The 15371-nt window shown below is 36.7% G+C and carries 16 protein-coding genes and 1 pseudogene; 7 read left to right on the top strand and 10 right to left on the bottom strand.

Annotated features, from left to right (window positions below; translation table 11 throughout):
• Positions 1 to 20 precede the first annotated feature (20 nt).
• Positions 21 to 1037: a glycosyltransferase family 2 protein gene (locus FD16_RS07635; RefSeq protein WP_010623014.1), complete on the top strand. Its 1017-nt coding sequence runs from the start codon at positions 21 to 23 to the stop codon at positions 1035 to 1037.
• 9 nt (positions 1038 to 1046) lie between these two features.
• Here the strand turns inward: FD16_RS07635 and FD16_RS07630 are convergent, their stop codons facing one another.
• On the bottom strand, positions 1047 to 1301 hold the full coding sequence (locus FD16_RS07630; protein ID WP_010623013.1) for a hypothetical protein: 255 nt from the start codon (positions 1299 to 1301) through the stop codon (positions 1047 to 1049).
• Between the two features lie 227 nt (positions 1302 to 1528).
• Here FD16_RS07630 and FD16_RS07625 point away from each other — a divergent pair, with 227 nt between their 5' ends.
• Entirely contained in the window at positions 1529 to 2446 is a 918-nt protein-coding gene (locus tag FD16_RS07625) for an XcbB/CpsF family capsular polysaccharide biosynthesis protein (protein ID WP_010623012.1), read from the top strand.
• A 71-nt stretch (positions 2447 to 2517) separates the two neighbouring features.
• Here the strand turns inward: FD16_RS07625 and FD16_RS07620 are convergent, their stop codons facing one another.
• The 4 genes from FD16_RS07620 to yaaA all read right to left on the bottom strand — a co-directional run bounded on the left by FD16_RS07620 (position 2518) and on the right by yaaA (position 5694).
• Positions 2518 to 3048 carry an LbetaH domain-containing protein gene (locus FD16_RS07620; protein ID WP_010623011.1) on the bottom strand — a complete coding sequence of 177 codons (531 nt, stop codon included), beginning with the start codon at positions 3046 to 3048 and terminating at the stop codon, positions 2518 to 2520.
• 172 nt (positions 3049 to 3220) lie between these two features.
• Positions 3221 to 3676, bottom strand: a complete 456-nt coding sequence (locus FD16_RS07615) for a MarR family transcriptional regulator (protein WP_010623010.1) — start codon at positions 3674 to 3676, stop codon at positions 3221 to 3223.
• 229 nt (positions 3677 to 3905) lie between these two features.
• Entirely contained in the window at positions 3906 to 4805 is a 900-nt protein-coding gene (locus FD16_RS07610) for a metal ABC transporter solute-binding protein (RefSeq protein WP_010623009.1), read from the bottom strand.
• A gap of 142 nt (positions 4806 to 4947) precedes the next feature.
• Complete coding sequence (yaaA, locus tag FD16_RS07605; RefSeq protein WP_029508431.1) at positions 4948 to 5694, bottom strand: peroxide stress protein YaaA; 747 nt, start codon at positions 5692 to 5694, stop codon at positions 4948 to 4950.
• A gap of 239 nt (positions 5695 to 5933) precedes the next feature.
• On the opposite strand from yaaA, the gene FD16_RS07600 reads away from it, so the two are divergent.
• The 3 genes and pseudogenes from FD16_RS07600 (at position 5934) to FD16_RS07590 (ending at position 8299) form a co-directional block, all read left to right on the top strand.
• Positions 5934 to 6500: a TetR/AcrR family transcriptional regulator gene (locus tag FD16_RS07600; protein ID WP_010623007.1), complete on the top strand. Its 567-nt coding sequence runs from the start codon at positions 5934 to 5936 to the stop codon at positions 6498 to 6500.
• A 67-nt stretch (positions 6501 to 6567) separates the two neighbouring features.
• Positions 6568 to 7218 (top strand): TetR/AcrR family transcriptional regulator, encoded by a 651-nt coding sequence (locus FD16_RS07595; protein WP_010623006.1) that lies wholly within the window; start codon positions 6568 to 6570, stop codon positions 7216 to 7218.
• Between the two features lie 88 nt (positions 7219 to 7306).
• A pseudogene (locus FD16_RS07590) lies at positions 7307 to 8299 on the top strand (alpha-hydroxy-acid oxidizing protein).
• Positions 8300 to 8801: 502 nt separating this feature from the next.
• Here the strand turns inward: FD16_RS07590 and FD16_RS07585 are convergent.
• Positions 8802 to 9128: a type II toxin-antitoxin system HicB family antitoxin gene (locus tag FD16_RS07585; protein WP_010623005.1), complete on the bottom strand. Its 327-nt coding sequence runs from the start codon at positions 9126 to 9128 to the stop codon at positions 8802 to 8804.
• Positions 9129 to 9392: 264 nt separating this feature from the next.
• Here FD16_RS07585 and map point away from each other — a divergent pair, with 264 nt between their 5' ends.
• Positions 9393 to 10187, top strand: coding sequence for a type I methionyl aminopeptidase (gene map, locus FD16_RS07580; protein WP_010623004.1), 795 nt, complete (start codon positions 9393 to 9395; stop codon positions 10185 to 10187).
• A gap of 62 nt (positions 10188 to 10249) precedes the next feature.
• Here the strand turns inward: map and FD16_RS07575 are convergent, their stop codons facing one another.
• Together FD16_RS07575 and FD16_RS07570 are read right to left on the bottom strand one after the other, a co-directional pair.
• On the bottom strand, positions 10250 to 10831 hold the full coding sequence (locus FD16_RS07575) for a TetR/AcrR family transcriptional regulator (protein WP_010623003.1): 582 nt from the start codon (positions 10829 to 10831) through the stop codon (positions 10250 to 10252).
• Between the two features lie 18 nt (positions 10832 to 10849).
• Entirely contained in the window at positions 10850 to 12175 is a 1326-nt protein-coding gene (locus FD16_RS07570) for a YhgE/Pip domain-containing protein (protein ID WP_010623002.1), read from the bottom strand.
• Between the two features lie 629 nt (positions 12176 to 12804).
• Here FD16_RS07570 and FD16_RS07565 point away from each other — a divergent pair.
• Complete coding sequence (locus FD16_RS07565; protein WP_010623001.1) at positions 12805 to 14199, top strand: sugar porter family MFS transporter; 1395 nt, start codon at positions 12805 to 12807, stop codon at positions 14197 to 14199.
• Between the two features lie 136 nt (positions 14200 to 14335).
• Here FD16_RS07565 and FD16_RS07560 read toward each other — a convergent pair whose 3' ends face one another.
• Together FD16_RS07560 and FD16_RS07555 are read right to left on the bottom strand one after the other, a co-directional pair.
• Positions 14336 to 14893, bottom strand: coding sequence for a TetR/AcrR family transcriptional regulator (locus FD16_RS07560; RefSeq protein WP_010623000.1), 558 nt, complete (start codon positions 14891 to 14893; stop codon positions 14336 to 14338).
• Positions 14894 to 15004: 111 nt separating this feature from the next.
• Positions 15005 to 15346 carry a winged helix-turn-helix transcriptional regulator gene (locus FD16_RS07555; protein WP_010622999.1) on the bottom strand — a complete coding sequence of 114 codons (342 nt, stop codon included), beginning with the start codon at positions 15344 to 15346 and terminating at the stop codon, positions 15005 to 15007.
• Positions 15347 to 15371 lie beyond the last annotated feature (25 nt).

The raw sequence follows: 15371 nt of genomic DNA, 5'->3' as shown, positions 1-15371 counted from the left end.
TTAAATTGGGGTGGATTGCTTTGGTAAACAATGAAGTAAATATTCTAACGATTATCATCCCTTGCTTTAATGAAGAAGAGGTAATCTTCGAAACTGCGAAAGAGATAACTTCGATATTAACTCAGTTAATAAAAAATCAAAAAATTAGTAAAAAGAGCCGAATCTTATTTGTTGATGATGGTAGTAGAGATAATACTTGGTCGTGCATTGAGTCTTTAAATGACAGCAACAAATATGTGAGTGGAATTAAATTCAGCCGAAATTTTGGCCACCAGAATGCATTAATTGCTGGCTTAACCATGGTTGAACAAAGTACTTCAATTGCAATAACGATTGATGCTGATCTTCAGGATGATATTAATATTATTCCTAAGATGGTGGATGAGTATCTTGAAGGGGCGGATGTCGTGTATGGAGTGCGTAATAATCGGAAGACTGATACTTGGTTTAAGAAGTATAGTGCAGAAACGTTTTATAAGCTGATGGAACATTTTGGTGTGAAGATGGTATACAATCATGCCGACTATAGATTAATGAGCAAGAGAGCCATCCATGCCTTACTCAAGTATCGTGAGCGAAACCTCTTCTTACGTGGTATTGTGCCACTGGTTGGGTATCCGAGCGCTAAGGTGTACTATATGCGTAAAGAACGTTATGCCGGTAAATCAAAGTATCCGTTAAAGAAAATGTTGAATTTTGCCTTTGATGGCATCTCGTCGTTTTCGCTTGCACCAATTAGAATTATTATGTATTTAGGCTTTGCTAGTATTATTCTAAGCATCGCACTAATGGTTTATACACTTATTCAAAGATTTTTGGGGAATACTACCACTGGTTGGCCATCATTAATGATTTCGATTTGGTTTTTAGGTGGAGTTCAGTTAACGTCGCTGAGCATTATTGGTGAATATATTGGTAAGGTATTTACGGAAGTAAAACAACGACCAAGATATCAAATTGAAAAAACGGTTAATTCTAAGACACAAATTGATATGACAACTAAAAAAGCTTCACTAACTGGTCAAAAAATCAGCTAATGAAGCTTTTTATTCGCCGTTTACCAGGCGTTCTATAAAATCGGCAGCTGATTCAGAATTTTTATCGTGCATTGAGTTATTGATACGCTCTACCAAATCCTGATTTAATAAATTGTGTTCTCCTAGTTGCTGAGAAGCCAAACTTTCAATAATGAGAGTTAAGTACTCATCTAATGATAGTCGAAATTTATCATGAGTAAATTGGTCTGCTGCCTGTTTTAAATCAGTGGTGACGTTTAAATCCATTCGTTCATTTTTTTGCATTGCACGTGACCTCCTTCAGGATATCCTTGATGTTTTGCAATGTATCACAATCAGTGTCTGGATTGCAATATTATTAGTTAAAACAGCACGAATATATTTATATATGTATATATTGACGTAGGGGTTAACTTTTATAGGTGAAAGATATATGATTAATATATACCGATATAACGCTGGTAAGTATTGAGTAGTTTAATATAATACTTAAAAATGGAGGAGGGGCACTTGTGGAAGTAATAAATCAGTTAGTAAGTAATGAAGATGGATCAATTGATTTAATTACTGATTCAACTGATAATCCATTTTCAGCAGCCGTGCTAGGTAATCAGGAGTTTTATAAAACGCACGAGCAATTGTTAGCTCGTGATTTGATATTGGACCATAGTCGGGGACACCAGCATCATTATGTACCACGTAAGTTAATTGAGGTTGATCAGTTTGGGTATGCCCGTTACCGGGGGCTGGTCTTTAAACTTGATCCGGCTAGTCTTTCGAACGTACAACCGAGAAATTTAGTGGTTGATTTTGGTGGTACTGGCATTTACGATGAAATGGTACAATCAAATTACTGGTCTAGATATGTCACCGAAAGTTTTGATGGTGTGCCAAGAAACACGATTGTCTTAAGAATTATTGATTTTAATCTGAATGTGGGCTCTTTTTTCATGAATACCCAAAATTATTCCACGTTTGAAAACGATGTTATCATGCTAATTCTTCAAACCATTAAACGGTTCAATATTTCTATGGACCACATTGTGTTATATGGTTCATCCAAGGGCGGTTTTGCAGCTCAATACTATGGCCTGAAAAATCACTGGAAATTTGTCGCCAATGACCCATTAATTGATATCAGCGATTATCCATTAATGCCATTGTTGATTGGTACTCAAGATTTTATCGATTCGAATCGTATTGAAGTGATTAACGAACTATCACGGCCGTTTACGAAAATTGATTTTGGTTACGTGATTGGTAATCGGTACGCAGATGAAACATGGCCAACGTTAAAAAAAATAAGCAGTAAGTTTAAAGTAATTGATTTAAATGACCCTCAGTTAATTTACCATCCTGAGGTTGTTGAAGGAAGTCAATCTGAAGCTAGAACGCTAGTTAACTATTTGTTACTAAAAGATGAACTATAACCAAAGTATATAAAAAGATTCATGATGTTGGAAGAAAGACATCATGAATCTTTTTTTGAGCTAGGTATGAGTTATTTATCAGTTTGTTGGTAGCGTTGGATGACCTTTTGGCAAGCGTCTATAATTTCTGATGGTTGTGGCATTTGCTTGTAAAAGACAGGTGAATAATGGTCGTCTTTTGGTTTAAAATGATTGACGCCAAATGCAATTGAATTAGCTGGAATATCCTTAGTGATTACTGATCCCGCACCAATGACAGTGTTATCTCCAATAATAATTGGACCAACAACTTTTGCACCGTCAGCAATAACAACGTTTTTACCAATGACTGGATTACCTAGACCTTCCCATTGACTAGTAACCTTGTTATAAGTTTGATTAGCGCCGATTGTAACGTTTTGGAATATAACAGTGTCTGCATCAATCTTGGAAGCAGCAATTGTGCAACCTTTGGCATGGTGGGCGAATTTAACGCTTGGATCGATCTCCACACAGTTGATTTCACAGTTGAAATTTGATTCTAGTACCTCTGCAGCAAGGTCACGAGCGTCTTGGTCAGTTGAAAAACAGTTTATTTTTAGTAATTTATCAAAATTATTCAAATTGATCACTCCTTTTTATTGTTTCTATGGCAACAATATTACCAGTGCTTTGTTTCTTTGTCAACAAAAGACTAATTAAAAGACGTAAGGCTCTCAAACCCATAATTCAATTTTATGAATGATAGTCTTGAGGGCCTTACACAACTGCAGGAAGTTGATTTTAAGAGTAATCCTATTGCCGATCCTTAATAAGGACATCTAAATGTTGATTGTATTTTGATATAAAGGATAAGACTGCATCAATATCGGCCTGACTAGTTTGTTTAAATACAGACTCATCTCGTTTTTCAAATTGATGATTTAATGATTCATGAATGTTAAATATACGTTTTCCAGCTGTGGTTAGGCGAAAATAAATTTCTTTTTTGTTATCAGATATTTGGTAGCTTTCAATTAGTTCTTTTGCCATCAGTCGCTTGGTCATTTTACTAACAGCTCCTCTGGTGACGTACATGGCACTTGATATCTGTGTAACATTGGTGTGACTGTGTTTGCCAATAAATTCAATCGTGTGAACTTCTGCCGGTTTAAATCCGTTCAATTGACTTTGCATTGTGTCCCGGTCAAGTAACTGCATCTTATCAAGCAACGTACTTAGACCGTTTAAAAATTGTTCCTGTTCCTTCATAACTGTTGCTCCTCATATTTGGTCATTACGATAAGAATATCAATGTTTTGTTTCCATTGCAACAATCATTACATGAACTAGTATTAGTTTTAGGTGCACGTGATAGTATAAATTTTAATGATTCACCAAATGTAGTAATGAAAAAAGCGTGGCAGATGAAGAAATTGATTTCCATCTGCTACGCTTTTTATGGTTAACCGCGTGGTTTTAGTACAGAATTTTCTATGCTTTACTTGGATTCACTTTTTAAAATTTTATTTAATTGGCGATATTGAGACAGCATCCACTGACGATAATTCATGTGAGCAGGTAAGGTTTCCGTAACTTTCAGTACCGGAACATTATTTTGCTTTGCCAGTTTAACAAAATTTTTAACCGTTTTACTGCTAACTTGCTTATTATCAACAAAAAAAGCAATTTTATGGTTTTTAATGCCATTTTGCATCTGCTTAATGGATGTCGGGGATGGATCCGTACCTTTTTCTACCGCTTCTTCGAAACTGTGGTTACCAACTTTGTATCCTAAAGATTCAACTGCATAGTCGAAAACTGGCTCGCTGACATACACAGTTTGGCTTTTGGTTGTCTGTTTCTTGACCTTACGGATCTCATCATTAACAGGCTTGAGCGAGGCAATGTACTTTGTGGCATTCTCTTTGAATGCTTGTTTATTTTGTGGTTGAACCTTGCCTAATTGATCTGCCAAGTAGTTGGCGTATTTGGTCATGGTTGTGGGTTCATACCAAATGTGCGGGTTGTCTCCCACATTCTTATGCATAATGGTTCCACCAATGTTAATTAGTTGTGCATTATGTGCATTTTTGGCTAATTTACTCATCCACGGATCGTAGTTCAATCCGTTCTCCACGATGATATTGGCTTTGCTAACTTTGCTTGCTACTTTTGTCGTCGGCTCATAATCATGAGGGTCCACCGATGGGTTGTTAATAATAGAGGTTACATCCCCATGATTACCAGCAACTGCCTTCGCAACTTCACCATAAAAATCAGTACTTGTCACAATTTTAATTTTATGATTGTCGGCGGCATTGGCCTGCGACGGGGATAAGATGACTAAACTGAAAACTAATAAACCCAAAAAGACTAACGCATTACGTAAACGAAACATCAAAAAATCACTCCTAAATAATAATCATTACTATTTGACTATACAAGAACTGTTCAACATTGTAAATAGTAATTATTACTATTTAAAAATAAGCGAACAAAAAATACTGACACATGGAGAAGTCAATATCTGTTGTTGGAATTTATTTTTGATATAGAAAAACTAGCTTTTGATCGTTTGAAAGAGAAGAAGAAAATTTGTAATCTGGATGGTCAAATTTTTTTAACTCAGATAAAACCTTAACTTGATGTTCGGCCATATATCTAATCATTTCTCCACGGGCCATCTTTGCCAGGGTTGCTTTAACCTTAACTTTACCATCTACCAGGCTACCGAATACGACATCAATAAGTTGCTCACCGGGTTTTAAAAAAGGTGAGACGCTCTTTGAATATTCTTGTGAAGCCAAATTTACGACGATGTTGTTATCAAAGTCAAGATCATTGTATATTTGATCGTGCCAAAATTGATAGAGATTAACAGTGTTATTGATGCTAAGACTGGATTGCATTTCAAGACGGTAAGGAACGATTCCATCAAAAGCCTTGAGAATACCATAGAATCCAGATAAAATGCGTAAATTTTGCTGAATATAATCTAATGCTGGTGCTGTGAACAGATCCGGTGCCATGTATTGGTATTGAATACCAGAGTATGCCAAAACAGCTGGTGTTAGATTTTTTCTTAAATCTATTTTTTTCAGCCATTCATAGTTAGGACGGGCGATCTTATCACTGCATTGCCATAATTCCTTTGCTCGAGTGTATGTTAATGATTGTAACTTGTTCAGTATCTGATCAGTTTGATTTAAAAAAACGGGTTCACTTTGAGTGGAAAATGAATCTGTGTCAACGATCATTTTTTTGGCCGGAGCAATAATGATTTTCATGGTGTACCTTCTTTGAATTGATGTATTTGATGTCATCTTATCATGAATGGCACTGAGTCTGACGATAATGTTCAGTTGTGACATAAAATTGTGAATTGTCCTTGATTAAATTAATTATCTAGATATAATGAAGTCAAAGTGAAGTGACCACTCACTATATATAGTAAACACTATATGCAATAAATAACTACGGAACAGTAGGGTGGATGGTAGTATTTCAACCAAAAGAGGGTAATGATATGACTGATTTGAGAAGCAAAAGAAGTGTTGATTCAATTAAAAAGGCATTTATCGACCTGACACTCTCACGGGGAATGGACCACGTTACCGTGAGCGAAATTACTAAGCAAGCATTTATTAACCGACAAACATTCTATCTGCATTATTTGGACAAGTTTGATTTAGCACACCAAGTCGCATCTGATTTCTTTGTTAAAACTACTAAATTTTATAAAGATACTAGTCTTACTCATCATGATCGAAACGAAGTATTAATGATCATGTGTAATTATCTGACTGCACACTACAGAGAGATCATTGTGCTGCATGAGGTCCAGTCTGCATCGGATGATCTAAATCAGGAAATTGAAGAACGAATGATGGACTTTATCCAAGTTGTCAGCCGTAAACATGTTTCTGAGTTCAATCATGAGGTCTATATGTCTTTGATTAACGCAACTGTAGATTTTATGATTAAGTACAGTAAGATACCATCTGACAAGGATATTATTAAAATTGTTGAAATGATCAGAGAAGTTCAAAATGCAGATAACGATGGTGTTAAAAAATATCAAAATCAATACTGAAATACGTTTTATATACTTCACTAATTTGTAGTAGAATTAACTGAAATTGATAAAAAGAGGCCATTTGATGAAAACAATTAGTGATTTATACACTAGTGCACCAGAAACAGCGGATCTAACAAAAAATCAAACTCTGATTTTTAACGCTGCAATTGAATTATTTGCAAAGAATGGTTATTCAAATACTAGTACCAGCGAAATTGCATCACTTGCCGGAGTTTCGGAAGGAAGTATTTTCGGCAAATTTGGTAGCAAAAAGGGATTATTGATGTGCATTATCACACCATTAATTAATTCCATTATTCCAAACGTTTTGCATGAGATGACTAGTGAGGGGATGCTTTCCGACTGTCCACACTTGGAGGACTTTTTACGTACGATTGTAATTTCTAGAATTCCTTTTTTAGTTGAAAACGTTTCCGTTCTTAAAATATTTGTCAGTGAATTGATATATAATGATGATATGAAGCTTGATTTAATCAGTTCACTGCCACATTATTTTATTGATGATATAACTAATGAAATCAATGAACTAAAAGATCAGGGAGAAATGGTGAACTGGTCTAATACAGAAATTTTTAGATTTATGGCTTCTACAATCGCTGGTTATTTCATTCAGCATTATATTATTTTTCCAACCGAGACTTGGAATGAAGACGCCGAAGTTGAACATTTAATTCAGTATATGCTGACGGGATTAAGCGCAACGAATCATTAAGAAAGGAGACGTTTTTATTGACTTACTTTTTGTAAGTAGATAAAATGAGTGCAATTGGTGTTTAAATAATATTATGGAGGCGACCGATATGGTTGTAGTAAACGGATATAAGCAAAATGAAAATGAGAAAGCATTAGATATTTTGAACTTGCCTGGTCTGGAAAAGGAAGCAAAGGAAATTATTCCAACCGGTGGATTTGGTTATATTTCTGGTGGTTCTGAAGATGAATGGACGCTACGTGCCAATCGGAGTGCCTTTTCACACAAATAAATTGTACCCAAGGCGTTGAGTAATATTGAAAATCCACAAACAGATACCAAGGTGTTTGGGTTAGACTTGAAGACACCAATCATGATGGCTCCAACGGCAGCACAGGGTTTAGCACATGCTAAAGGCGAGATTGACACGGCTAAGGGTGTTGCAGCTGCTGGTGGTTTAATGGCACAAAGTACTTATTCATCAACCTCGATAGCCGATACTGCCGCTGCTGGTGAAGGTGCACCACAGTTTTTCCAGTTATACATGAGTAAAGATTGGACCTTTAATGAATCCTTGTTGGATGAGGCCAAGAATGCAGGAGTTAAGGCAATTATTTTAACTGTTGATGCAACTGTGGATGGCTATCGTGAAGCAGATATTATCAATAATTTCCAATTTCCAATACCAATGGCTAACTTAACTAAATTTAGCGAGGGTGATGGTAAAGGTAAAGGAATCAGTGAAATCTATGCCGCCGCTGCGGGTGTATATGTATCAAATCATGGCGGTCGTCAACTAAATGGTGGTCCAGCTAGTTTTGATGTATTAGCTGATGTGGCTAAGGCTGTTAACCACCAAGTACCAGTGATCTTCGATTCTGGTGTACGTCGTGGTTCCGACGTCTTCAAAGCAATCGCTTCTGGTGCTGATCTGGTGGCAATGGGCCGTCCAGTAATTTACGGATTAGCATTAGGCGGAGCAAAGGGGGTTGAATCTGTATTCAATCACTTAAATGATGAATTAAAGATTATTATGCAGTTGGCTGGTACTAAGACGGTTGCTGATATTAAGAATGCAAAGCTGTTGAATATTAAATATTAGGGAACGAAACGACACGGTTAGATGCCGTCATATAAACAACAAGGGTGATTGACAATTTTGGTCAGTCACCCTTGTTGTTTATATGTTGTGCATCTGTGTCAGGTAGTTTATTTCAGATTAGAGAACGAAACCAAGCGTTTAGACCTCGAGCATTAACGGACAAAGATCAATTATCCCTGGGTTTGGGATGATTGGTATTTGTGTGTTAAGCGGAGAGGTCTGCTTGAAGTAGTTCATTTCAGATTAGAGAACGAAGCCAAGCGTTTAGACCTCGAGCATTAACGGACAAAGGCCAATTATCCCTGGTTTTGGGATGATTGGCCTTTGTGTGTTAAGCGGAGAGGTCTGCTTGGAGAAGTTCATTTCAACACAAAATTGACAAAAATTCAGGTCATACTACAAAAGTGCGCCAACACTGACGCTTTAAAGTAAAAAACGACCACAGATCAATTTTTAAGAGCACAATTAATCTGTGGTCGTTACGGATAATTCGAATTAATTTCTATTCTTGAAGTTCTATCACCGCAGTATGTTTATTAACATCAGTTTTGCGATTGTTAGCAAACTGTTGCGTCTCAATTTGCCACGTGATATTTATGAATTCCATTTTTCGATTTTCGTCTAGATCCCAATCAACAGTATCTTGAACACGTGGAAAATTCGGAATTTCGATCATTGACTTAATTTCACTTACGCAAGCGTCACGCGTCTCAGTGTAAGAACTTCCCTTAACAACTAATCCCAGAATATTGGGTGATGTGGCAACATAGTGCTTATTATCGTACTTTGTGATTATTACCGGATATGTTTTTGTATATTCGTTAATCATAAGTCATAGTTCCTTCCAAGATATATTATGGTACTGCTTACATCGCTGCTTAATAGTAACATTAGCGGTCATGTGTAACAACGGATATGATTGTTGTCTCATCAAAATATTATTATATTATTAGACAATCTCCATAATCAAGAAATATTACGTATAATTATATGGTAGTTGAATTGAAGGCACGATTTTTGTATCAATCATATCATTTGTGATACACTTGACCTTGGTTTTTTAGAAATGAATTTTTAATGGGGATGCAATTAAATGATCACACTTAAATCAGAACGTGAAATTGAAGGTATGGCCAAGTCAGGCGCAATTTTAGCTGGCATGCACGTTGGCTTACAGGATATTATTAAACCTGGCGTTTCCAGTTGGGAAATTGAAAAGTTTGGCCGTGAATATATTGAAAGTCATGGTGCTATTCCGGCTGAAATGGGCTTTGAAGGATACAAGTATGCAACTTGTGTTTCTATCAATGATGAGGTGGCTCATGCGATACCTCGTCGTGGTCTAATGCTTAAAGAAGGCGACATTGTTTCTGTTGATACGGTAGTAAACTGGCAAGGATACATGAGTGATTCATGCTGGACCTTTGCAGTTGGTGAAATTTCACCAGAACGTCAACGGTTAATGGATATCACCAAAAAATCGCTATACCTTGGTATCGATCAGGCGGTAATTGGTAATCGACTTGGTGACATTGGATACGCAATTCAACATTATACTGAAGAAGAAAACAATTGTGGCGACGTTCGTGAACTAATTGGTCATGGCATCCAACCAACGATGCACGAACGCCCAGATGTCCCCGCGTACGGGGAAAAGGGCCACGGTCTTCGTCTCAAAGAGGGCATGACTATTACGATCGAACCTATGATTACTACTGGTGGCTGGGAAATAGCTGATAAGCAGGTTCCTCATGATGAGTGGGAATATTATGTGACTGCTGATGGATCAGATTGTGCACAGTATGAACACACGATTGTAATTACTAAAGATGGTCCTAAGATTCTTACCAGTCAGGATCCAGAGTATGATGCAAAATATCTGTTATAATCTTTCAAATAATATAAAAGCAATCTAACAACTGCAATTGGTTGGTAGATTGCTTTTTTATATTATTTTAGATGTGAAGCAAAGAGACGTACGTTGTTTTCTAGAAACTGATTGCTGGGGATGTATAGTTCCGCGTCTGTGTATGCGAATGATAGTACAACGTTGCCAAATATCATTAACACAAAGTTATCAGTTTCGTTTTTTATATCAACTGTCGAACTGATCTCGCCAGATTCAGCCATTTCCGTGAACTTATCAACTAATATTTTTTTGAATCGTTGTTGTAACTGTCTAACAGCATCGGCAATTTCTGGAAATTGGTAAGATTCACGTAATCCAATTAAGAAGACGGATCGATGAGTCGTGGTAAATGTTTCGTAGATTTTGGCTCCTTGAATTAAATCCAATTCAATATCACCGATTGGTTTGAAATCATTTGCCGCTTGGTCAGCGTCCTGTAAATATTTGTTGACTAGCTCGTTAAGAATACCGTGCTTATCTTTAAAATGTCTGAAAATAGTACTTTCATTAACGCCGGCCACATCTGCAATTTTTTTGGTAGTAGTACCTCGATAACCGTATTTCAAAACTAGATCAGAAAAAGCGGTTAAAAGGCGTTCCTCTGTGGTGTTATTATTTGCCAAGGCGCAGACTCCTTTCGGTTAGCTTAGTTTACTAAAGTCTAACATTGGTTGGCGTTTACGGATAGCGACAATAATAATATTAATAATCAGAATACAAATTGTTAGAATGATTAGTCCTGTCCAAAGAGAAGTAGTTCCTGTACCACCATACATAGCATTGAAATCAGCACTGACGCCATAATACATTGGCATGAGTCCGTGAATAGCGCTAAAGAATCCATTCATGGTGGCGAGTGGAATCATTCCTGCACCGGCAACCACCTGAAGCATGGTAAAAAATATATTAATCGAACTTCCTATTTGTCCCATCAACAACATCAGAATTGAATTGAAATTAAGTGAAGCAAAAATCATAAGCATGTGAGTTAACCATAGATTTAGATATTGACTTGTACCTAATCCCATCATGGCAGTTATTGCCCAAGTGACAATTGCAGAAGCGATAATTGAAATCAATACCATTGTTATTTCAAGATTGGCGAAAGATTTGAATCTACCAATTATTGGAGCAAATTTGGCGTAGGTTCCGTAAAGTAGGAGTGTACCAATTAGTGCACCCAGATAAATGGCCAAATTAGCAATAAATGGTGCGAGCGAATAGTTTAAACCCTCTTTAACCTTATTTTCGCGATGAATCTTCACCTTAATATTATTGGCTAACGGGGTTGCTTCCTTTGTGGCACTGCTAATAATTTGATTTTTCTTGTTAGTTGCTGCTGTCTTTGCAGAGGATTCACTAGCACCAGTTTGCTGTTTAAGTTTAGCAGTCAGTGCTGCTTGTTGGTTGGCAGGAGCTGCTGCGATTGTTTGTTTTTCTTGCGCCAATTTAGTTTGTGCAGTGGCTTGTTCCTGCTTTAATTCTGTACTCAATTTTGCTAGTTGAGGCTTGGCGATCATTAATGTCCCTTTTTGAATGGTGAGCTTTTGATTAACAGAATTTCCCAACGTCGTGGCTGTTGATTTCATGGCTGATACGATCGAAGTCTGAGTGGATTCGTTAATATAAAAGTTAAAATTAGGTTGTTTATTAGCCGACACATCCTTAGAAAAGTTCTTGGGAATGTCGATAATCAAGTATGTTTTACGTTTGTTAAGTTGCTGTTTGGCCTTGCCTAGATCTGTCGTTGACTTGATATGATTGTATGGCAGAGCTTTTTTGATTTGTTTAGCTAGCTGTTTACTGTTTTTATCTTGATTAACAACGGTGACAGTTAGTTTGTCAATATTATTTGGCATTGCGTGGTAGCCCGTAAAGTAAATTGCAAATACCAAAATACCATACATTAATGCCACAAATAAAGCTAAAACAGGGCCCCTACTACTAATAAATTGCTTGAATTTCATAATAACGCCTCACTTTTCTTGAATGATTAGAAGATATCATGATTTTTTAAAGAATGCAAGTGATTGCTTGCATAAAATGAAACATGACGAACCCGATTTATTTGCATAACTTTCATAAATAAGTAACGATAACTGCAAAAGTATACCAATTAATGTTGCCACTCATTTGAATTATTGGTCGATTGATTCGATAAAGTTGACACAATACGTGTAAGTGCACGGATAAATGAAGAAAAAAGAAAATTATTTTTTTCTATATACCAATTTGAAGAAAAATACATGTACCTACAAATATTATGATAAAAACCTGATTATTTATTTGATTGAAATTTAACGATAAAATTTATGAAATAAATCATTACTAACAAAATAAAAGTATTGGCGATTGTCGGTTTGTGAAGATTATTGATTAAAAAAAGATACAGGGGATAGTTGCACCTATCAACATAATTAGTATGGTGTTCATATGCACTTTATTAACAAAATATTAAGCAAATGGATAGTAGACCAAAGGATGATTGACTAATTAGCGCTTTTTTTCACAAATGAAATCGCTTGCATAAAACTTTGAAGAGGATATAATTTGATCCGTTGAAAGGCTTATAACTTTTTAAGGGGGAGAGATTACATTGCGTACTCGACATTTAAGTATATTTTTTATTTTCGTTTTTGGTGCATTAGGAGGACTATTGTTTGGCTTTGATACTGGTATTATTTCTGGAGCCTCCTCACTGATCGAAAGTGACTTTAAATTGAACGTTGAGCAAACAGGATTTATTACTTCGTCTGTTTTGATTGGATCATCCATTGGTGCGCTTTCCATTGGTTCACTATCCGATAAGTTTGGGCGAAAAAAGTTATTGCTGTTTGCATCAATTTTGTTCTTACTAGGTTCTGGATTATCAATGACGGCGTCAGGGTTTGTTTCAATGATCACCGCACGAATTATTTTAGGCTTTGCCGTCGGGTCAGCTTCGGCGTTAACACCCGCTTATTTGGCAGAATTAGCCGATGCACCTCATCGTGGATCATTGGGGACAATGTTTCAATTAATGGTTACCTTAGGTATTTTGCTTGCATATGTTTCCAATTTGGGATTCTTAGGTCATAATTTGTTGGGTATTCGTGACTGGCGTTGGATGCTTGGATCAGCATTGATCCCTGCTGCAATACTATTTATTGGTTCACTAATTTTGCCTGAATCTCCACGATTCTTGGTTGAAAAAGGCAAGGTTGATGAAGCTCGGACTGTTTTGCATGAACTACGTGAAAATACTGATGAAGATCCTGATAAGGAATTATCAGAGATTCAGGCGGTCGCCAATCAGCCAAAGGGTGGACTAAGGGAATTATTTACATTTGCGCGTCCAGCCGTCATTGTGGCAATTGGATTAATGTTTTTACAGCAACTAGTTGGTATTAATTCAGTTATTTATTTCTTGCCACAGGTCTTTATTAAAGGCTTTGGTTTTGCGGAAGGTAATGCCATTTGGATTTCAGTTGGTATTGGTGTCGTTAACTTTGTCTGCACGTTACTCGCTTACAAGATCATGGACAAATTTAACCGCCGCACAATTCTTTTATTTGGGTCAATTGTGATGGCCCTTGCGATTGGTACTTTGTCAGTACTGAACTTCACGTTGGACGTTAAGGCGGCAGCCGTGCCGACAATGATCCTAATTGCCGTTTATATTTTCGGATTTGCCGTTTCATGGGGACCAATTTGCTGGTTAATGATTGGTGAAATATTCCCATTGAATGTTCGTGGTGTTGGTAATTCAATTGGTTCTGCCGCTAACTGGATTGGTAACTTTATTGTTTCTCAGTTCTTCCTTGTATTACTGGCAACCTTCCATAACAATGTTGGAGGACCGTTTGCCGTCTTCACTTTCTTTGCCATTGTTTCAATATTCTTTGTTATTTTCATGGTACCGGAAACTCGAGGCAAAACGCTTGAAGAAATTGAAATGGAAATGCGTAATCGTGAAGCTTCGAAAGATAGTGAAACTGTTAAAAAAGCATAAAAGTAAGTCATTAAAAGGGTTGGAATAAACCAGGTTTTCCAGTCAAATTAAGCCCTCAAGGCCAAAATCCTAATTTGGATTCTTGATCTTGAGGGCTTTTCGTTACGTCCATAAAACGGTTATTCCATTTTTGATCTTAATTTGTAAAATCAAATATTTTCTCTACATCTGCAAGCAACTGTTGCAGTTCCTTATAGTTCGGCAGTTTCTCCATATCAATGATGTAGTTAATTAAACCTGTGATTGCTGATGAGAGTACATATTTTTCAAGTACTGAAGTATCGTGATGGATTAAATGACTAATGTTTTTCGATAAAACCTGTTGAATTTCTGACTCTAAGGTTAATGAGCCAATTTGCAGCGTTTTTAGCGCCTTTACTTCTTCATTTCTCGTAATAAACATCGACTGTAATTCTGGCCCGAGAATGTGAAAAGTTTGCGAAAAGGATAGGTCTTTTCTGGCCAAGAGGTTTCGCTTGACCACCATTTCTTCGTAATCATCGCCAAACCTAATAATCAGTTTTTGGGCCAAGTCATATTTGTCTTCATAATGTTTATAAAATGTGAGCCGATTGATTACTGCACGATCAGCAATTTGAGTGACTGTAACGTCTTCAAATCCTTTTTCGTTAACTAAATCTATAAAAGCTTGTTTGATTGATTTTAGTGTTCGTCGAACCCGCAAATCTGGCATACGAACCCTCCTCACAATACTTAGTTGTTTCTCACAGTTTATCACCAATGGGGTAAATTAACAGATGTTGATAAATTTAAAATGAAAGTGAGTAGATTAATAAACTCGACTTTAACGTTCACAAGCTAGGTTATTATTGCCCCAGTTGCGCATGCTTTTGACAATTGGCATCAGAGATTGTCCCATTGATGATAGCATGTATGTGGACTCCGTGCTATTGTTATCGACTGTTTTGATGTTAATAACTAAATTATTTTCCAACAGTAAGTTCAGTTGCTGAATGAGCATCTTTTTACTGCAATCAGCAATTTCAGATTTTAATGCGCCAAACCGTTTCGGCGATGCATCAAGTGTCAGTAATATTGTTGGCACCCATTTTCTGCCTATCAGACTGGTGGTTGCTTCCACGGGACAGGTGAATTCAGTATTATCAGCAATATAGAGATTGTCCATGGCTGTTCTCCTTTAGGGGTTACTT

This window comes from Paucilactobacillus suebicus DSM 5007 = KCTC 3549 (assembly GCF_001434475.1).
Classification (GTDB): domain Bacteria; phylum Bacillota; class Bacilli; order Lactobacillales; family Lactobacillaceae; genus Paucilactobacillus; species Paucilactobacillus suebicus.
The sequence above is the reverse complement of the archived record's forward strand: the minus strand, read 5'-3'. Positions and strand labels throughout refer to the sequence as shown.